We start from the raw sequence: 18877 nt of genomic DNA, 5'->3' as shown, positions 1-18877 counted from the left end.
GCGTCGCACCAGCCCGTTGAAATGTTGGAATTGATTTGCTTGCGTCAGGCCATGTCGCGGCCATCGTTCACCACCTCGCCTGACAGCTCAAACACCCCCCCGCGCGGCAAAAGTGACAAAGGTGGACGAATTGATCGTGTTTGCGTCACCTTTGCCCGATCGGGACCGCCCATTTCCCTTGGCATCCCGCGACCCTAGATATGCGGGCGTGAGCTTGCCCCCCGTCACCGCCCGCATCGCCGACGGCGTGTCCGCCATCCCCGCCGACCAGTGGGATGCGTGCGCCGGCAGCGGCAACCCGTTCGTCTCCCACGCCTTCCTGTCCGCGCTCGAAGCCTCGGGCTCGGCGACGGCGGAGGCCGGGTGGCAGCCGGTACCGATCGTCTTCGACGGCGCCGACGGCGCGCCCGCCGCGATCGCCCCGGCCTATGCCAAGAGCCACAGCCAAGGCGAATATGTGTTCGATCATGGCTGGGCCGATGCGTGGGAGCGGGCCGGCGGGCGCTATTACCCCAAGCTCCAGATTGCGGTGCCCTTTTCGCCGGTGCCCGGGCCGCGCCTGCTGCTGCGCGATCCCGCCGCCGCCCCCGCGCTGGTCGCGGCGATCGAGGCGGTGACCGACCGGCACCGGCTGTCCTCCGCCCACGCCACCTTCATCGCGCCGGATCAACTGCCGCTGTTCGAGGCGGCGGGCTGGCTGGTCCGCGAGGGCGTGCAATTCCACTGGAAGAACCAGGGCTACTCCAGCTTCGACGATTTCCTGGCCGCGCTGGCGAGCCGCAAGCGCAAGGCGATCCGCCGCGAGCGGGCGGCGGCGGTCGAGGGGCTGACGATCCGCCATCTCGCAGGCACCGAGATCACCGAAGGCCATTGGGACGCCTTCTGGACCTTCTATCAGGATACCGGCAGCCGGAAATGGGGGCGCCCCTACCTCACCCGCGAATTCTTCTCGCTGCTGGGGTGGGCGATGGGCGACGCCTGCCTGCTGATCCTCGCCGAACGTGGCGGGGTCCCGATCGCGGGCGCGCTCAACCTGATCGGCGCCGACACGCTCTACGGCCGCTATTGGGGGTGCAGCGAGGACGTGCCCTTCCTCCATTTCGAGCTCTGCTATTACCAGGCCATCGCCGCCGCTATCGCGCGCGGACTGACGACGGTGGAGGCGGGGGCGCAGGGCGAGCACAAGCTGGCGCGCGGCTATGTGCCGGTGCCGACCTTTTCCGCGCACTATATCCTCGATGCGAACTTTCGCCGCGCCATCGCCGATTTCCTCGAACGTGAGCGGCTGGCCGTAGCGCACGAGCGCGAATTCCTCGGCGAGATGACGCCGTTCAGGGCTTCGGATGCCCCATCAGCCGGGCGCGGCGCTTGAGCATGATCTCGCGGTATGGCCCCCAGTCGTCGATCGAGAGCGTTCCGGGGTCGAGCGAATGGTCGATGCGGAACAGCGCGCTGTTCCCGTCGCGCCACACGGGGATCAGCCCCTGCTCCAGCCTCTTGTCGTAGTTGGGCGGGCTGATCAGCCAGACATAATCGAACGCCTCGCGCGGGAAGCGGACCAGGCTGATCGACACCGGCCGCCACCATTCGGTCGGGCATTGGGTGGAGGTGACGATCTGCGACGGATCATGGGCATAGCGTTTGGCGGCGGCGTAGCGGACGGTCAGCAACTGGGCGCCGGGCATCGACCACTGGTCGTTGGTATAGGCCAGCCGCCGCACCATCGCCATGCCGGGGATGTGCTGCAACCGGGTCATCGTCCACTGGTTGTAGCAGGTTTCGCCGACGAAGCTGACGAGGCGGGCGCCCTTGGGCAGATGCTCCAGCGCCTTCAGCTCGCGGTCGTAGCTGCGGTCGTACAGCCAGAAACTGATCGTCGTGCCCGCCGTGCGGACAAGGAAGAAGGCAAGCCCGGCCAGCGCCAGCGTCGCGGTGCCGCGCATCGACATGCCGGTGCGCGGTCGCAGCGACAGGATCGCGATCGCCATCATGAACGGCGCCAGCCGCATGTCGGCATAGGCCGATCCGAACACGATGCGGGGCAGCAGGATGAACACCGCGAGCAGGAACAGCGCCGACAGACCCAGGTTGCGGGAATATTGGATATTCGGGTCGCGCACGCCCTTGAACAGGATCAGGTAGAGCACCGCGACCGAAGCGATGTCGAACGGCATCCAGCGGTCGCGGATCACCATCGTCAGCCAGTTGACCTTCGCCTGCCAGTTGAACCAGTCGCCGGTCTGCCCGGTCACATGGCCGCCGGTGCGCCAGGCCAGCATCAGCGCGGCGGGCGGGGCGAGCGGCACGCAGTGGATGCCTGCCCAGAACCACGGCACCACCCAGCCGGCGACGAAGCCCCGTTCCTCCCGGCGCAGATCGTGCTGGCGGATCAGCTCGGCGGAAAAGGCCAGCACGCCCAGCACGCCCCAGCCGAAGGTGTGGGTCAGCCACAATATCAGGCCGATCGGCACGAACAGGACGGCGCGCAGCCGCAGATGCCCGGTCCGCGCCAGCCGCAGCCACAGTGCAAAGGCGTTGAGCGCCAGCGCCATCGCCAGCGCGAAGTTCACGAAGCCGAAGTGGAAGGGGTAGCTGTAGGCGAGCGGCAGCGCGAACAGCGCGGTGGCCGGGATGCGCCCATGGACCTCCCGTGCGATCCACAAGAAGCCGATCGCGGTAAGCGACGGGATCGTCAGGACGATCAGCTTGACCGCGAGTTCCAGGCCGAAGATCGGTTCCAGCGGCACGATCAGCAGATCGAGCCCAAGGTTGCCGATCAGCTGCCAGTCGAAATTATACCAGTCGTTCAGCCATGGCACCGATCCGTGCGACAGCTGGACCCGGTATCGCGCCATATGCCCCGGCAGGTCGACCAGCGGCGCGATGTCGGGGATCAGCAGCGGGATGGCGGTGACGATCGCCACCGCGATCACGAACATCCGCGTCTGCCACCAGCGCGGCGTTGAAAGGCCCCCGTCCATCGCCTGCGTCTATCGCGCCGGTGGGGTTTCGGACAAGCGGCGATCTGTGGTGAAGACGGCGGGAACCGCGCCCGGCGGGTCAAGGCGATGCAGCCATGCCGGAACTGCGCCGGCCGCGATCGATCCCGCCGGCGCGCGCACGCTGCCCAGCATGCCGGGGCAGACCACGACATAGTCGACCCGCCACGTCGCCGCGATCCGCGCGGCCTGATCGGGCGGCCCCAGAAAAAAGCGGTACATCGCCGCGTTGCCGGCGTTGTTGCGGTGGTACGGCGCCGCGATCGCCCGATGCTTCGTCCCGGCGATCGTCCAGGCACCGATATCGACGCCGGCCATGACCTGACCGGGGGGCAGCGTGGCAAGGCGGTCGATGACGGCCGAAAGGTCGCAGGCGCTTGCGGTGGCAGCGGCCGATTTCGGCGCGATTTGCCCCGCGATCAGCGGATAGCTGAGTCCGGTGCCGGCGATCCACAGCGCCAGCACCGCGGGCAGCCGTGCCCGCGCGCGTTGTTCGGCGAGCAGAATCGCCAGCGGCACGACCGCCAGCGCCGCGCCGACATACACGCCGCGCAACTGCGCCAGCGTGATCGCCATCGCCGTCGCCTGATAGGGGAGCAACATCCACCAGTCGCCGCCGCGCCGCCACGCCAGCCATCCGCTGGCGGCCAGCCCGGCGATCAGCAGCCCGGCATAGGCGATCGCCTGTGCGGCCGGAGCGGCGAACAGCGGCTGCGCCTCGCTCACCTGCGCCAGCCACAGCCGCACGAGCAGCGGATCGACGTCGCCATAGGGGCCCGACAGGCAAGGTCGCGCGGCGGGCCAGGCCAAAACCGCGAGCGCTCCGCCGGTTGCCGCCAGAAGCGCAAACCGGCGACGCTCGACCCGCCCAAGCGCGGCGAACGCAAGCGCGCCCGCGATAGCTACTGGAGCCAGCGGCGCGATGGTGTCGCAGGCGCCGCCGTGCCCGGCGAGCGGCAGCAATGCGAGCAGGCCGAAAGCGACCGCCAGGCCGAAGCCCGTCTGGCGATCCCGTTCGCCGCGCAGCCAGCCGATGACGACGATGGCCCCCGTCACGACGGCGAACGGCAGCGTCTCCAGCCCGATCGCCGCGCCAGCCGCCACGGCGACACCGGCAATCGCACCGGAACGGAGGCTCGGCGGCGAAAGCAGCGCGCGGACCTGGACCAGCACCAGCAGCAATTGCAGGCCGTGATGGTCGATCCGCCCCGGAAGGAACAGGCTGGAGGCGGGATAGGCGAGAGCGGCGAGCACCAGTGCCGTCCCGGCGGCGGCGGGTGCGATCCGGCGGGTGATGCCGTGCGTCAGCGCCAGCAGCGCGGCGAACTGGACGATCGGCCAGGCGACGACGGCGGCGATCTCCGCCCCCGCCTGTCCCGTGAACGGGCGCAGCATCAGGATCAGCGCGGCCGGCACGAGGTCGCCGATCCGCGACCAGTGCATCGCCAGGCCACCGGCCAGCCGGTGCTGCGACACATCGGCGAAACCCTGTCCCGTGATCCAGTCTCGCACCTGTTGCAGGCGCATCGCGTCGTCGGTGTCGGGCAGCCGCAGGCGGCTGAGGTTCGTCCAGTCGCTGACCGTCCATGCCGCACCCAGCAGGCAGGCGAGCAGCGCGGCCCACAGGTGCGGCGAACGGAAGAAACGGGCGGTCATCGCACCCGGCTTAGCGGGCGATGGTTAATGCCCCGTCAGTCCAGCCGATACAGCGCGCTGTTCCCCGCCCCCCAGACCTGGCCGGGACGCGGGGCGGGGCGATCGGGCAGGTTGACGAGCCACAGATAATCGAACGCGTCGCGCGGCAGCATTGCCAGGCGCCGCGTCAGCGCCGCGCCGCCATCGCATGGCAGAAGCTGCGACGGGTCCGCCTCGAACGGGTGCGCGGCAGGGTAACGGACGGTCAGCAACGAGGCGCCGATATCGGGCCATTGATCGTTGACGAAGGCCCGCCTGCGCGCGGTAGCGAGGCCGCCGATGTGATCCAGCCGCGCCATCCGCCAGGGCTCGGCACATTCGGGCGAAACGAACAGCGCGATCCGCGCACCTTCTGGCACATGCGCCAGCGCGGCGAGTTCGCGGTCCTGCCGCTCGCCGGCCAGTACGAGGCTGGCGGCGGTCGCGCCGGTGCGGCTGACCAGGAGGGCGAGGCCCAGCATCGCCACGGTGCGCGCCTGCCGGGGATCGGCCGGGGCCAGCGCGACGAGTGCGAGCGCGAGGACGAAGGGCGCGGCGCGCATATCGGCGAAAGCAGATCCCATCAGCCAGGTCGGCAGCGCGAGGAAGGCCGCGAACAGTGCCGCCGCCGCCCAGCCGATCGGCCCCGACAGCCGCCCCTTGCGGATGCCATAGACCAGGACAGCGAGCGTCACGATCAGGCTGGCGATGTCGAGCGCGGCCCAGCGATCACGCAAGATCATCAGCACAGCCAGCAGCTTGGCCTCGATATCGAGAAAGCCGAAGGTCTCGCCCCCGCTTGCCGATCGCCACAGCAGCATCAGCGGCAAGGGGGCAGCGAGCGGCAGGCAGGCGAGTGCAGCCGCGAACGGCCGGCGGGTCCGCGCCCAATCGGCCGCGAAGCCAGCGAGCGCGAGCACAGCCCAGCCGAACGCATGCGCGCTCCACACGATCAGGGCGATCGGCACGAACACGGCCGGGCGCCAGCGGTTGCCAGCCATGAACAGCCACAATGCGAGCGCGTTGAGCGCCAGCCCCATCGCCAGCGCGAAGTTCAGGAAGCCGGTGTGCAGCGCGTGGTTCCACACCAGCGGCAGCGCGACCAGCGCATAGGGGCTGACCTGGCCATGCGCGGCGCGCGACAGGGTGAGCAGGCCGATAGTTGTGAGAGCGACCGCCAGCGCAACGGCAATCCTGACCGCCGCTTCCAGACCGATCGCGGGCCCAAGCAGCGCGACCAGCATGTCCGCGCCGAGATTCCCGACCGGTCGCCACTGGAAGCCATACCATTGCCCGAGCGGCCCGGCGCCGCCGTCCAGCATCACGCGATACCGCCCGGCGTGGCCGAGCAGATCGGTCAGTGGTGGAAAGTCCGGCCAGGCGAGCGGCGCGCAGGCGATGAGTGTCGCGACGGTGGCGAACCACCGCGTCTGCCACCATTCGCCAGCCTGCCCGCGCATGGCGAGCGGACTAGCGCAAAATGGTTAACGCCTATCGATCGCGCCGGCCGAGCAGGCGCAGGCGCAGCGCGTTGAGCTTGATGAAGCCGGCCGCGTCGCGCTGGTCATAGGCGCCCTGATCGTCCTCGAACGTCACCACCTTCTCGCTGTAGAGCGTGTTGGGCGACTTGCGGCCGGTGATGATGACATTGCCCTTGTACAGCTTCAGGCGAACGGTGCCTGCGACCTTTTCCTGGCTGTGGTCGACGGCGGCCTGAAGCATCTCGCGCTCGGGCGAGAACCAGAAACCGTTGTAGACCAGTTCGGCATAGCGCGGCGCGAGTTCGTCCTTCAGGTGTGCGGCGCCGCGATCGAGCGTGATCTGCTCGATGCCCCGGTGCGCCAAATGGTAGATCGTACCGCCCGGCGTCTCGTACATGCCGCGCGATTTCATGCCGACGAAGCGGTTTTCCACGAGATCGAGACGCCCGATGCCGTGCTTGCGGCCAAGGTCGTTGAGCGCCGCCAGCAGGGTAGCCGGGCTCATCGCCTGGCCGTTCAGCGCGATGCCGTCGCCGCGTTCGAAATCGATCGTGATCGTCTCCGGCTGATCGGGGGCATCTTCCGGGTTGACGGTGCGCGAATAGACGTAATCGGGCACCTCGTCCCACGGATCCTCCAGAACCTTGCCCTCGCTGGAGGTGTGCAGCAGGTTGGCGTCGGTCGAGAAGGGGGCCTCACCGCGCTTGTCCTTGGCGACGGGAATCTGGTGCGCCTCGGCGAATTCGATCAGCCTGGTACGGCTGGTCAGGTCCCATTCGCGCCACGGCGCGATCACCTTGATGTCGGGGTTGAGCGCGTAATAGCCGAGTTCGAAGCGGACCTGATCGTTGCCCTTGCCGGTCGCGCCGTGGCTGACGGCGTCGGCATTGACGAGCTTGGCGATCTCGATCTGGCGCTTGGCGATCAGCGGTCGCGCGATCGACGTGCCGAGCAGGTACAGCCCCTCATACAGCGCGTTCGCCCGCATCATCGGGAAGACGTAATCCTTGACGAATTCCTCGCGCAGATCGTCGATGAAGATGTGCTCGGGCTTGACGCCGGCCATCTCCGCCTTGCGGCGCGCGGGCTCCAGCTCCTCGCCCTGGCCCAGGTCGGCGGTGAAGGTTACGACCTCGCAATTATAGGTCTGCTGCAACCACTTGAGGATGACGGAGGTGTCGAGGCCGCCGGAATAGGCGAGGACGACACGCTTGATGCTGGAATCGGTCATGCGCGGGCCTTTAGGCGGCGGGCGCGCGGCGAGCAACTTTACGCTGGCGCCCGCTGCGCTATTGTCGGGCCACAAGACAGGAGAGCATGTATGAAACCGGTCGCGTTCCTCGCCCTCACCTCAGCCATCGCCATTTTCGCCGCACCGGCGCTCGCCCAGTCGGGCAAGCCGATGACGAAGGCCGATTTCGAGAAACAGCAGACCAGCAAGTACAAGCGCTATGATGCGAACGGCGATGGCACCGTCACCGCCGACGAATTGATGAAGACCCGCCCGAACCGCGCCGACGGTTCGGCCTGGACGCTGGAGGCGACGCAGAAATGGCTCGCGCGCCGCGACGCCAACGGCGATGGCACGGTGACGGTGGTCGAAGCGGTCGCGTTCGAGATGCCGCGTTTCGACAAGATGGATGCCAACAAGGACGGCAAGGTCACCGCCGACGAACGCGCGAGCGAACCGAAGTAGGGAGCGGGCCGCATGGCGGAAATCAAGACCCGGGCGGCCGCGATCTCGCCGGCGGATTTCATCGCCGCCGTACCCCATCAGGTACGGCGCGCCGACGGTGCGGCGGTCTGCGCGATGATGGAGCGGTTGACTGGCGAGCCGCCGGTGATGTGGGGGCCGTCGATCATCGGCTTCGGCCGCTACCATTATCGCTACGCCAGCGGGCACGAAGGCGACATGTGCCGAATCGGCTTCTCACCGCGATCGGCGCATCAGGTGCTCTACGTCGGCGGGTTCCCCGAATATGACGCGCTGCTCGCGCGGCTCGGCAAGCACAAGACGTCGAAGGCGTGCCTGTACATCACCAAGCTTGCCGATGTGGACCTAGGCGTTCTCGAGGAGATCGTGCGCCGGTCGTGGGAGGCGGCGCGGGATGTGGATCACTGCGCGGTGTGTTGAGGTTTCCCGCGCGGGCGATCGCTATCCGGCGCGGGCGATCAGCCGCTGTGCCTGCACCAGGTGCGGCCGGTCGATCATACGCCCGTCCAGGCTGAGCGCGCCGGCGCCGGGATTGGCGTCGAAAGCGGCGACGATGGCGCGGGCATGAGCCAGGGCTTCGTCCGAGGGGGTGAAGGCGGCGTTGATGACGCTCACCTGCGCGGGGTGGATCGCCATCATGCCGGTGAAGCCGTCGCGGGCGCCGGCGCGGGCATAGGCGGCGAGGCCGTCGAGGTCGCGGAACGCGGGATAGACCGTCTCGATCGGCGCGACGCCCGCCGCCGCCGCGCCGAACAGCGTGAGCGCGCGGACCATCTGGTAGGGCGCGGTATAGCGGCCATCGTCCTCGCGGCTCGCCTCGGCGCCGATCGCCGCGGGCAGATCCTCCGCGCCCCAGGTCAGGCCGGCGAGGCGGGCGGGGGCGTCGGCATAGCTGCCGAGCTGGAACACGGCGCGGGCGGTTTCACTGGCGATCGGCAGGATCGGGGCGGTGCGGTCGCCGCGTTCGGCAAGCCGCGCGTCGAGATCGAGCACCGATGCGCTGCCTTCGGCCTTGGGCAGCACCCAGCCGCTGGGTCGCGCCGGCGCGACGGCGTCGAGATCGGCGTCGGCCAGGCCGCTGTCGAGCGGATTGACCCGCACGAACAGCGCGACGTCGCGGCCGTGGGCGGCGAGGAACTCGGCGATCATCCCCCGGGCGGCGGGCTTGGCATCGGGAGCGACGGCGTCCTCGAGATCGAGGATCAGCGCGTCGGCGCCGGAGGAAAGCGCCTTTGCCATCCGGTCGGGCCGGTCGCCGGGAACGAAGAGCAGCGAGCGGAGGCGCAAGGGGTCGGTCATTCAGATTCCCGCATACCATTCATAATCGGCGACATCCTCCCAATAGCCGCCCTTGCCGCCGAAGACAGCGTCGAGTGAGGCGACGGCCTCGATCCGCTCGACATATTTGGCGTGCTTGTAGCCCAGTTGCCGTTCGACACGCAGGCGGACGGGGGCGCCGTGCGGCACGCCGATCGGCTGGCCATTGAGCATCCAGGCGAGGATCGTCTGGGGGTGGAAGGCATCGACCAGGTCGATGCTCTCGTAATAGGGCCGCCCGCCAAGCCGGTCGGCGCAGTGGAAGACGATGTAGCGCGCGGCAGGAAGCAGCCCGGCGAACCCGAGGATCGGCTGCAGCCGCGGGCCGGTCCACTGGCCGATCGCGCTCCATCCCTCGACGCAGTCGTGCCGGGTGATCTGGGTGCGCGCCGGCATCGCCCGGAGATCGGTAATCGACAGCGCGAGCGGCCGGGCGACGAGGCCATCGACCCTGATCCGCCAGTCGGCGAAGTCGCGGGCGGCGTGGGCGTTGTAGCCGACCGTGTCCGGGTTGCGCGTGCCGTTCGAGCGGAACACCGGCGACATCTGGTCGGGGCGGAATTCGCGGGCCAGTGCGGTGCGATCGGTCAGCCCGCGCTGGAGTGCGAAGTGCGCGTCCTCCCCGGCGCGCAGCACGCGGCGGCCGATCGCGCTGTTGCCCACTGCGTCGCAGCCGGCGAGCAGCCCGCCCGCGCCGACCACCAGCGCGCTGCGCCGCGTCAGGATCATTCGGGCACCCGCCACTTGCCGGTCAGCATCGACCGCACCTCGTTCCACGGCCCCGCCAGGATGACGAGCGCGAGGTGGACCACCAGGAACGCCGCCAGCGCGATCGCCACGATGAAGTGGATCGACCGCGCCGACTGACGCCCACCGAACAGGTCGACCAGCCAGGGCCACGCCGCGTTCATCCCCGGCGACATGGCGAGGCCGGTGAAGATCAGCAGCGGCAGGGCGACGAAGATCACCGCGACATAGGCGAGCTTCTGGAGGACGTTGTAGGCGCCGGGGCTTGCCGGGTCGTGGAAGTGCAGGGCGGCATGTTCGGCCAGATCATGCGCCAGCGTCGCGGGGGCCAGGTCGCGTGCCCGGACGCGCAGGTCGCGCTGGAAATGGCGGTTGAGCAGGCTGGCGACCATGTATGCCGCCAGCGCGAAGGCGAGGACCAGTGCGAAGAGCAGGTGCCAGCGCCGGGCGAGCGCCAGGTTGTAGGTCGACGGGATGGTCAGCCAGCCGGGCACTCGCCCGCCGTCGAACACCCAGGCCACGCGGAACCACGGCGTATCGAAGTTCGCGCCATACTGACCCCAGTAGAGCTGCGGATGGGCGTTGAGGATCATCAGCCCGCTGCCCAGCAGGATGATGACGCTCACCGCCGTCACCCAGTGCCACAGCCGCGTCGCGAGGGCATGGCGGTGGAGGATGCGCGGCCGGTCCATCGGCGGCGAGCCTAGCCGTTCAGCCGTAGGCGCGCCAGAAGAACACCGCGGTCGTCGCGCCGGTCACAGCGAGCGTCCACAGCCGCACCGCGACCGGCGAAAGCCGCTTGCCCACCGCCGCGCCCAGCCAACCGCCGAGGATGCCGCCCGCCAGCATCGGCAGGCACGCCCACCACGCCACCATGCCGAAGCCGATGAACACGAAGGCGGCGGCGAAATTGGCGACCGCCAGCATCAGCGTGCGCGGCGCGAACATCGCCCGCGGCGTGACGTGGGCGAGCAGGCCGTAGACCGCGGTGGTGATGAGCCCGACGCCGCCGCCGAAATAGCCGCCGTAGATGCCGAGGAAGACTTGCGACACGATCAGCGTGCGGGCGCCGATCGTCACGCGGGCGTGGAGCCAGGCCGCGGCGCGCTTGCCGGCCAGCATCACGAGGAAGGCGAACAACAGCAGCCACGGGATGATGAGATCGAACGCACGGCTGGGCGTCAGCACCAGCAGCACGCTGCCGGCGAGGCCGCCGACGAAGGTGATCGCCGCGAGCGTCCGCCAGCCGACGCCGCCCAGGGACCCGAGTTCGTCGCGATAGGCCAGCGCGCTCGCCCCGGCGCCCGGCAGCAGCGCGACATTGGAGGTCGCGTTGGCGATGTTGGCGGGCAGGCCGAGCGCGATCAGCGCGGGCAGCGTCGCGAAGGTGCCGCCGCCCGCCAGCGCGTTCATCGCCCCGCCAACGATGCCGGCAGCGAAGGCGAGGGCGAGGAGCGGGGTGAGGTCGGCCACGCGTGTGCTTTAGGGGTAGGTCGGAGATTGTCGAGCAGTCTGCTGGCGTTATTGATTTGTTGGAAATTCCCCATTATCTCCATGGCAATCGCACCCGCCCGGCCTATGTCCCACTGGGATATGCACACTGGGCGGGTCTTTTTTTTGTCGTGCGTTGTGCTCTACGCTGGCGGGCTGATGACCCATCCGTTTGATAAAGCCTCGCTCACCTACGCCCAGCAGATCAAGCATCTCCAAGCCAATGGCATGGAGATCGATGACGTAGCAATTGCCGAATATTGGCTCAAGCACGTCAGCTACTATCGTCTGAGCGCCTATTGGTTGTATTACGAGCGATCAAAAGCGGGGTCTGGCCCGCGCTTCCGACCCGGCACCCGTTTCTCCGATGTAACGGCGCTTTACGACTTCGATCGTAACCTGCGTCGTTGCGTGATGCGCGGCGCTGAGCATGTCGAGGTCGCGCTGCGCGGCAGTTGGGCCTATCAATTGGCGCAAGTTCAGGACGGACATTCATATCTCGACGCTTCTCTCTACGAAAATCGCGCCGAATTTCATCGGTGCCTAGCCAAGCTAGCTGGCGACGTCGGCACGTCCAATGAAACATACATCAAACATTATCGATCAACTTACGACAGCCCCGCGCTGCCGCCGGTCTGGATGGTGGCGGAGATGATGTCGTTTGGACAACTTTCGCGCTGGTACACGAACCTTTCCGATCGGGCGCTGCGAAATCGCATAGCGTTCGCGCTTGGCCTGCCGGAAGTCGTTCTGGTCCCGCTGGTGCGCCATCTGACAGATGTAAGGAATATCTGCGCCCATCACGGTAGGCTATGGAACAGGGGCTTTCTCAAGCCGCCGAAACTTGCCCAGAAACCGGTGCGGCTGAATGCGTCACTCGATTTAACTGCTACGCAGGCACCGGCGCGTTTGTACAACACGTTGACGACGATTGCCCATGTGATCGAGACAGTGGCACCCGATTCAAGTTGGGCGTCGGACATTGCCGCGCTGATCCGCGGACACCCCTCCGGCGATGTTGCCGCGATGGGATTTCCGACCGACTGGGACAATCGCCCCCTCTGGACATCAGTTTACCCCAGCGCCGCCTGCTTCTCCTCCGCCAGCCGGTCGAGGTCCGCGCGCGACTTGCGTTCCGCGCTCGTCTTGAGCTGGCCGCACGCCGCGTCGATGTCGCGCCCACGGGGCGTGCGGACGGGGGCGGAGATGCCGGCTTCGAACACGATGTTGCTGAACGCCTTCACCCGCTCGGGCGTCGAGGTGTCATAGGGCGCGCCGGGCCAGGGGTTGAACGGGATCAGGTTGACCTTCGCCGGCAGCTTGTATTGCTTGATGAGGCGGACGAGTTCGCGCGCGTCGGCGTCGCTGTCGTTCTTGTCCTTCAGCATGACATATTCGAAGGTGATGCGCCGCGCGTTGTTGGCGCCGGGATAGTCGGCACACGCCTGCAACAGCTGCTCGATGCCGTATTTGCGGTTCAAGGGCACGATCTCGTCGCGGATTTCCTTCGTCACCGCGTGGAGCGAGACGGCGAGGTTCACGCCGATCTCCTCGCCCGCGCGCGCCATCATCGGCACCACGCCCGAGGTGGAGAGGGTGATGCGGCGCTTGCTGAGCGCGAGGCCGTCGCCGTCCATCACGATCCTGAGCGCGTCGCGGACATTGTCGAAATTGTAGAGCGGCTCGCCCATCCCCATCATCACGATGTTGGTGAGCATCCGCCCCTCGGGCTGGCTGGGCCATTCACCAAGCGCGTCGCGCGCGAGCATCACCTGGCCGACGATTTCCGCCTGCGTCAGGTTGCGCACCAGCCGCATCGTGCCGGTGTGGCAGAAGCGGCAGTTGAGCGTGCAGCCGACTTGGCTGGATACACACAAGGTGCCGCGATCGGCGTCGGGGATGAACACCGCCTCGTAATCCTGGCCGTCGTCGGAACGCAGCAGCCACTTGCGGGTGCCGTCGCTGCTGACCTGCGCGGTGACGACTTCGGGGCGCGAGATGACGAAGCGCTGCTCCAGCCACGGGCGCAGCTGCTTCGAGATGTCGGTCATCAGCGCGAAATCGGTGACGCCGCGATTGTACATCCAGTGCCACAGCTGCTTGGCGCGCAGCTTCGCCTGCTTCGGTTCGAGCTGCGCCGTCTCCAGCGCCATGCGCAGATCGCCCTTCGACAGGCCGAGCAGGTCGATCCGCCCGTCGCTGCGCATCGGCAGCGCGCGCGGCACGGGCACGGGGTCGATGTGCCCGGGAATGGGCATGGGGGCGGCCGATCCTGTCTGCATGGACGCCGATATAGCCGATCGGGCGCGGTTTTTCTACCGGCCGCGCATCAGACGCGGGCACACCCCACCGCGGCGGCGTCGATCGCGGTGGCGGCGCCTTTCAGCGCATAGGTGTCGGCGAAGGGCTGGCCGGCGGCGGAGACGCTTTCGACGCTCATGCTGCGGCCGCCGCGCATCGCCGTGACGATCGCGCGGTCGGTGGCGGGATCGGGGGACCAGGCATCGACCGGGCCGGCGAGAAGTTCGAAGCGGCGCTCGCCGATCGACAGCGTGACCTTGGCCGCCGACGCGCGCGGGCGGCTGAGGCGGGCGTGGAACTGGTTGCGCGCCGCCGTGCCGGGCCAGGTCGCGACGCTAGCGAAGGGGCGGGTGGGGCGGGTACGCCCGAGCGGCTCGGCGATTGCGAAGCAGCGCTGCGGCGCCGCGTCACGGAACGCGCCCCACGCCTCGAACGTGCCGAGCGAGCGGCGACCTTCCGCCGCCGCCTGAAGGGCGAGCGCGAGCAGCAGGCTCATGTCGGCGTCTCGCCCGCGCCGGTGCCACGATGGACGATCGTCTCCCGGCCGTGCTCGATCATCGCGATCGATCCCTGCGGCAGGTTCGCGGCGACGGGGGCGTCGAAGCCGGGGAGTACGTCCTGGCCGGTCATCACCCCGCGCAGCACGCGGCTGGACATGCCGTGCATGATGACCAGCCGGTCGCCGGGATCGTCGTCGGTATCGGCGAGCCATAGCGCGACCCGCGCGGCGATCGCGTCATACCATTCGCCGTCCTGCGGCGCGCGGGTGTAGAGGCCGTGGGCGCGATCGACGAAGTCGCCGGCCTCTGCGATGACGTCGCGGTAATAGCGACCGCTCCACGCGCCCATGCCGATCTCGACCAGGCGGGGATCGGTGCGCGCGGCGTGCCAGTCGAGCTCGAGATGCTCGGCGATCACCGCCAGCGTCTGGAGCGCACGGCCGGCGGTCGATGCCCACATTGTCAGCTTCGGGCGCGGTCCGAGCAGGTCGCGCAGGGTTGCGCCCATCGCGTCGGCCTGGGCGAAGCCAGCGCGGGTGAGGGTGGTGTGCGGATGATCGCCCTGCATCCGTCCGGCGACGTTGTAGACGGTCTCGCCATGCCGGGCGACGAAGTCGCGCCCCAACCTCGATCGCCCTGGTTCCATCGCGCCCCGTTTCAACCCCCTGTGGCGCAAAAGCAACGGATTTCCGCGTTTATCTGAGGTTCATGCAACCCCGGCGGCCACTCCCTAGTTGCGCCAACCCCGGCAGTTTCCGGGTTGTTTGAATGGAGTTTTCTATGCGTAAGTTCATCGCCGTCGCCCTGATCGCCGGAACCGCGGCCACCCCCGCGCTGGCGCAGGACGTGAACCCGACGTTCACCGGCCCGCGTATCGAGGCGACGCTGGGCTATGACCATGTCGGCGCCGGCAGCAGCGTGAGCAACAACAACGGCCGCGACGACCAGAAGATCGACGGCCTACTGTACGGCGGCGGCATCGGCTATGATTTCGCGGCGGGCGGCGTCGTGCTGGGCGTCGAGGGCGAGATCACCGGATCGACCGCGAAGAGCGATCGCCAGCCGTATACGACCGACTTCGGCTTCGGCCGGGTGTCCGCCGGCCGCGACCTCTATGCCGGCGCGCGCGCCGGCATCCTCGCCTCGCCGAACACGATGATCTATGTGAAGGGCGGCTACACCAACGCCAAGCTGAACGTGCTGGCGGGTAACACGACGACCACCACCGACACCGGCTTCAAGCTGGACGGCTGGCGTGCGGGCGCGGGTGTCGAGCGTGCGGTGGGCGGCAACAGCTTCGCCAAGCTCGAATACCGCTATTCGAACTACAACGACGCGCGGATCACCTACCCCAGCGGCGCGACCAGCGGCCGGTTCGACATCGATACCGACCGTCATCAGCTGGTGGCGAGCTACGGCATACGATTCTGACGCGGGCGCCCTGCGATTGCGCGAGCAATCGCAGGAGACGCCACGTCGGGCGGCAGGGCGGCGCAGCCGCCCTGTCTGAACGGCGTGGCGCCCCTCGCGGCATCGAAAATTGCTGTGGATCGAAGGGCCGGAGCCGCTTGCTCCGGCCCTTTTCCGTCCGCTAGGGTGAGAATCGGCACAATTGCCACCGGTCGCGAGTCTGCAGCTGGGGCGTCCGGGGGTTTGAAGGCATGAAGGCGACGATCGAACGCGCGACCCTGCTCAAGGGGCTGAGCCACGTCCAGTCCGTGGTCGAGCGGCGCAACACGATTCCCATCCTGTCGAACGTGCTGATCGAGGCGTCGGGAGAGGGCAGCATCCGCCTGATGGCGACCGACCTCGACCTGCAGGTCGACGAGACGGTGGCGGCTGCGGTCGACCAGCCGGGGACGACGACCGTCAGCGCGCACACGCTGTTCGATATCGCGCGCAAGCTGCCCGAAGGATCGCAGGTCGAGCTGGCCGCGGCCGAGGGGCGGCTGTCGATCCGCGCGGGACGGTATAATTCGTCCCTGCCGACGCTGCCGCGCGACGATTTCCCGGTGATCGCGGAAGGCGAGTTGCCGACCACGTTCGAACTGCCGGCCGAAACGCTGAAGCAGATCATCGACAAGACCCGTTTCGCGATCTCCACTGAGGAGACGCGCTATTATCTGAACGGCATTTTCCTGCACACCGCCGATGACGGCGGACAGCCCGTGCTGAAGGCGGCGGCGACCGATGGCCATCGCCTCGCCCGCGTCACCGTGCCGCGCCCGGACGGGGCGGAGGCGATGCCCGACGTGATCGTGCCCCGGAAGTGCGTGGGCGAACTGCGCAAGCTACTCGACGAGGTGGACGGGTCGGTCGGCGTGTCGCTGTCGGGCAGCAAGATCCGGTTCGACCTGGGCCAGGCGATCCTGACGTCGAAGCTGATCGACGGCACCTTCCCCGATTATTCGCGCGTCATCCCGACGGGCAACGACAAGCTGCTCAAGCTCGATCCGCGCGCCTTCGAGGAAGGCGTGGACCGCGTCTCGACGATCGCCAGCGAAAAGACCCGCGCGGTCAAGATGGCGGTCGATCGCGACAAGATCACCCTGTCGGTGACCAGCCCGGAAAACGGCGCCGCGGTGGAGGAAGTGCCTGGCGAATATGCCGCGCCGGGCCTCGAGATCGGCTTCAACAGCCGCTATCTGCTCGATATCCTTGGCCAGATCGAGGGCGACACGGTGGAGGTCCACCTGGCCGACGCCGCCGCGCCGACGCTGATCCGCGAGAACGACAAGGCGCCGGCCCTGTACGTGCTGATGCCGATGCGGGTCTGAGGTCGGGCGAGAACGGCAAGCGGGCATACCGGTCGGTGCGCGCAAGCGCATGCGAAAGCCCGGCCGGCGCCACGCCAGCGGCGACCGACGATTCTGGCGTCACCCGAGTCGGGCATTTCCTGAAGTCCCGACCGTTCGGTGTTTGGTCCCGGCATGTGATGGCTGGGTTTGACGATGAATGCGTCTGGTTTTTATTTTCAGAGCGCGTCGATGGCCTCATATGGGGATATGGACTTCAAGGCCCTGAACTGCCTGGCGAAGTTGTAGGCTATCAGCCAGTCAGCGACGTGCCGTCGCAGTTCCTGGATCGAAGCACAATGCAAGGACTTGGTCGTTGCGCCCTTGATCGTCCTGACCATTCGTTCGGCCTGGCCGTTGATCCAGGGGTGGTAGGGTTTCGTGAGGTGATGCTCGATGCCGTTGCCTTGGCAGCGGCGGCCGAAGATGCGGCCGATCCAGGTATGCGAGACGCCCTGGCAACGATCGACCCGCTGCACGCCATTGTCGGTCAGGATGGTGTGGATCGGGTAGGGCACGGCCTTGATCAGCATCATGAGGAACGCGGCTGCCGCCAGCCTGGTCGCTCTGCGATAGATGCGGGCGCAGACCAGCTTCGAGGTCCGGTCTACGGTGACGGACAGGAAGCCTTTGCCACCCTCGTAGCGTAACCTGGCGATGTCGATGTGGAAGTAGCAGATCTCTCTCGTAAGCTTTGAATTTCTTGGGCTTGTCGCGGTCGGCCTTGGGCAGGCGGCATGATGCCATGCCGTTGCAGGCAGCGGTGCAAGGACGAGCGCGTCAGCTGCGGGATCACGTCCCTCAGTGCGACGAAGACGTCATCCAGGGGGGCCGAGCTTGCACGCACAGCGCAACAATGGCTGCCTCCTCCATCGGCGAGAGCACTGCGCTGCGGCGTTCCTTCGGGTCCATCGGCAAGTCTCTTCTACCGACTGCCGATGCCGCCACTTCAGGACGATCTCCTCGTTGATCCCGTACCGCTTCGCGAGGCTCGCGACCGAAGTTTGCGATCGCTGTAGCTCGCCTCAAATGGCGTGTGTGGTCTTGGCGCTCCCTTGACGTACCTCGCCCATAGCTCCCTCCGCCAAAACTACACCATCACATGCCGGGACCAAACACCCAGGGTCACCGCACATAGGACGCGCCGTTCACGTCGAGCACCGCGCCGGTCATCGACGCCGGCGCATCGAGCGCCAGCCAGCGCGCCATTTCCGCCACCTCGTCGGGCATCGCGACGCGGCCGAGCGGGATGTCGGCGAGCAATTTGTCGCCGCCGCGGCTCGCCAGATAATCGTCCGCCATCCCCGTCATCGTGAAGCCGGGGCAGATCGCGAACGCCAATATGCCGGCGGCGGCATTGCCCCGCGCGATCGATTTCGTCATCGCGACCATCCCGGCCTTCGACGCCGCATAATGCCAGTGCGCGGGCGAATCGCCGCGATAGGCAGCGCGGCTGGCGACGTTGACGATCCGCCCGCCGCCCCCGCGATCCTGCCAGTGGCGCACCGCAAGCCGGCACAGCTCGGCCGACGCGGTCAGGTTGATGCGCATCGTCCGGTCCCAGCCCGCGGCCCAGGCATCGTCGTCGAGGTCTATCGGATTCGCCTCGAACACGCCGGCATTGTTGACGAGCACGTCGATGCGGCCGTCGAGCGCATCGAGCGCGCGTGCCCACAGGTCGCGCGGCGCCGCGGGATCGGCGAAGTCGGCGGGAAGCCCGCTGGCGGTCGCCTGCCACGCGACGCGCGCGCTGCTCGCTTCGAGGGACTGGACGACGGCGGCGCCGATCCCGCGCGACGCTCCGGTGACGAGGATGTTTATCATGCGCCCGCCTACCACTCCGCCCGCCCTGGACGAA

17 protein-coding genes and 2 pseudogenes are annotated in these 18877 nt (G+C 67.9%); 6 read left to right on the top strand and 13 right to left on the bottom strand.

Features of this window, described 5'->3' with window-relative positions; genetic code table 11:
- Positions 1-208 precede the first annotated feature (208 nt).
- Positions 209-1372 (top strand): GNAT family N-acetyltransferase, encoded by a 1164-nt coding sequence (locus VYI76_RS11740; protein WP_326524918.1) that lies wholly within the window; start codon positions 209-211, stop codon positions 1370-1372.
- Here VYI76_RS11740 and VYI76_RS11735 read toward each other — a convergent pair.
- From VYI76_RS11735 to VYI76_RS11720, 4 genes are read right to left on the bottom strand one after another with little or no spacing between them, the layout of a single operon-like run.
- Positions 1332-2981 carry a hypothetical protein gene (locus tag VYI76_RS11735; protein ID WP_326524917.1) on the bottom strand — a complete coding sequence of 550 codons (1650 nt, stop codon included), beginning with the start codon at positions 2979-2981 and terminating at the stop codon, positions 1332-1334. The two genes, VYI76_RS11740 and VYI76_RS11735, sit on opposite strands and share 41 nt — an antisense overlap.
- A 9-nt stretch (positions 2982-2990) precedes the next feature.
- On the bottom strand, positions 2991-4655 hold the full coding sequence (locus VYI76_RS11730) for a hypothetical protein (RefSeq protein WP_326524916.1): 1665 nt from the start codon (positions 4653-4655) through the stop codon (positions 2991-2993).
- Between the two features lie 35 nt (positions 4656-4690).
- On the bottom strand, positions 4691-6133 hold the full coding sequence (locus tag VYI76_RS11725; RefSeq protein ID WP_326524915.1) for a hypothetical protein: 1443 nt from the start codon (positions 6131-6133) through the stop codon (positions 4691-4693).
- 31 nt (positions 6134-6164) lie between these two features.
- Positions 6165-7385 (bottom strand): argininosuccinate synthase, encoded by a 1221-nt coding sequence (locus tag VYI76_RS11720; RefSeq protein WP_326524914.1) that lies wholly within the window; start codon positions 7383-7385, stop codon positions 6165-6167.
- A gap of 90 nt (positions 7386-7475) precedes the next feature.
- Between VYI76_RS11720 and VYI76_RS11715 the strand changes: the two genes are divergently transcribed.
- Positions 7476-7850 carry a hypothetical protein gene (locus VYI76_RS11715; RefSeq protein WP_326524913.1) on the top strand — a complete coding sequence of 125 codons (375 nt, stop codon included), beginning with the start codon at positions 7476-7478 and terminating at the stop codon, positions 7848-7850.
- 12 nt (positions 7851-7862) lie between these two features.
- Positions 7863-8288, top strand: a complete 426-nt coding sequence (locus VYI76_RS11710) for a DUF1801 domain-containing protein (RefSeq protein WP_326524912.1) — start codon at positions 7863-7865, stop codon at positions 8286-8288.
- 21 nt (positions 8289-8309) lie between these two features.
- On the opposite strand, the gene VYI76_RS11705 is transcribed toward VYI76_RS11710, so the two are convergent.
- Genes VYI76_RS11705 through VYI76_RS11690 form a run of 4 tightly spaced genes read right to left on the bottom strand, consistent with a single transcriptional unit; the run spans position 8310 to position 11405 of the window.
- On the bottom strand, positions 8310-9155 hold the full coding sequence (locus VYI76_RS11705) for an HpcH/HpaI aldolase/citrate lyase family protein (RefSeq protein WP_326525107.1): 846 nt from the start codon (positions 9153-9155) through the stop codon (positions 8310-8312).
- A 12-nt stretch (positions 9156-9167) separates the two neighbouring features.
- Positions 9168-9914: a molybdopterin-dependent oxidoreductase gene (locus VYI76_RS11700; protein ID WP_326524911.1), complete on the bottom strand. Its 747-nt coding sequence runs from the start codon at positions 9912-9914 to the stop codon at positions 9168-9170.
- Positions 9911-10624 carry a cytochrome b/b6 domain-containing protein gene (locus tag VYI76_RS11695; protein WP_326524910.1) on the bottom strand — a complete coding sequence of 238 codons (714 nt, stop codon included), beginning with the start codon at positions 10622-10624 and terminating at the stop codon, positions 9911-9913. Before VYI76_RS11695 ends, VYI76_RS11700 begins: the two co-directional genes overlap by 4 nt.
- Positions 10625-10643: 19 nt before the next feature.
- Positions 10644-11405, bottom strand: a complete 762-nt coding sequence (locus VYI76_RS11690) for a sulfite exporter TauE/SafE family protein (RefSeq protein WP_326524909.1) — start codon at positions 11403-11405, stop codon at positions 10644-10646.
- Between the two features lie 81 nt (positions 11406-11486).
- Between VYI76_RS11690 and VYI76_RS11685 the strand changes: the two are divergent.
- A pseudogene (locus VYI76_RS11685) lies at positions 11487-12230 on the top strand (Abi family protein); the annotation flags it as partial.
- A 266-nt stretch (positions 12231-12496) separates the two neighbouring features.
- On the opposite strand, the gene rlmN reads toward VYI76_RS11685, so the two are convergent.
- From rlmN to VYI76_RS11670, 3 genes are read right to left on the bottom strand one after another with little or no spacing between them, the layout of a single operon-like run.
- The gene (rlmN, locus tag VYI76_RS11680; RefSeq protein ID WP_326524908.1) at positions 12497-13705 is read right to left on the bottom strand and encodes a 23S rRNA (adenine(2503)-C(2))-methyltransferase RlmN; all 1209 of its coding nucleotides are present in this window, start codon (positions 13703-13705) and stop codon (positions 12497-12499) included.
- Between the two features lie 47 nt (positions 13706-13752).
- Positions 13753-14220 (bottom strand): invasion associated locus B family protein, encoded by a 468-nt coding sequence (locus VYI76_RS11675; protein WP_326524907.1) that lies wholly within the window; start codon positions 14218-14220, stop codon positions 13753-13755.
- A complete protein-coding gene (locus tag VYI76_RS11670) occupies positions 14217-14870 on the bottom strand; it encodes a histidine phosphatase family protein (protein WP_326524906.1) in 654 nt (217 codons plus the stop codon). The genes VYI76_RS11675 and VYI76_RS11670 overlap by 4 nt, the downstream gene beginning before the upstream one ends.
- 134 nt (positions 14871-15004) lie before the next feature.
- Here VYI76_RS11670 and VYI76_RS11665 point away from each other — a divergent pair, with 134 nt between their 5' ends.
- On the top strand, positions 15005-15655 hold the full coding sequence (locus VYI76_RS11665) for an outer membrane beta-barrel protein (RefSeq protein ID WP_326524905.1): 651 nt from the start codon (positions 15005-15007) through the stop codon (positions 15653-15655).
- A gap of 230 nt (positions 15656-15885) precedes the next feature.
- Positions 15886-17001: a DNA polymerase III subunit beta gene (gene dnaN / locus VYI76_RS11660; protein WP_326524904.1), complete on the top strand. Its 1116-nt coding sequence runs from the start codon at positions 15886-15888 to the stop codon at positions 16999-17001.
- A 200-nt stretch (positions 17002-17201) separates the two neighbouring features.
- On the opposite strand, the pseudogene VYI76_RS11655 reads toward dnaN, so the two are convergent.
- Positions 17202-18092: pseudogene (locus VYI76_RS11655) on the bottom strand (integrase core domain-containing protein); the annotation flags it as partial.
- Positions 18093-18144: 52 nt separating this feature from the next.
- A complete protein-coding gene (locus VYI76_RS11650; protein WP_326524903.1) occupies positions 18145-18843 on the bottom strand; it encodes an SDR family NAD(P)-dependent oxidoreductase in 699 nt (232 codons plus the stop codon).
- Between the last annotated feature and the right edge of the window lie 34 nt (positions 18844-18877).

The sequence above is a fragment of the Sphingomonas sp. genome (assembly GCF_035910975.1).
In the GTDB taxonomy this organism is placed as follows: Bacteria; Pseudomonadota; Alphaproteobacteria; order Sphingomonadales; family Sphingomonadaceae; genus Sphingomonas.
The sequence above is the reverse complement of the archived record's forward strand: the minus strand, read 5'-3'. Positions and strand labels throughout refer to the sequence as shown.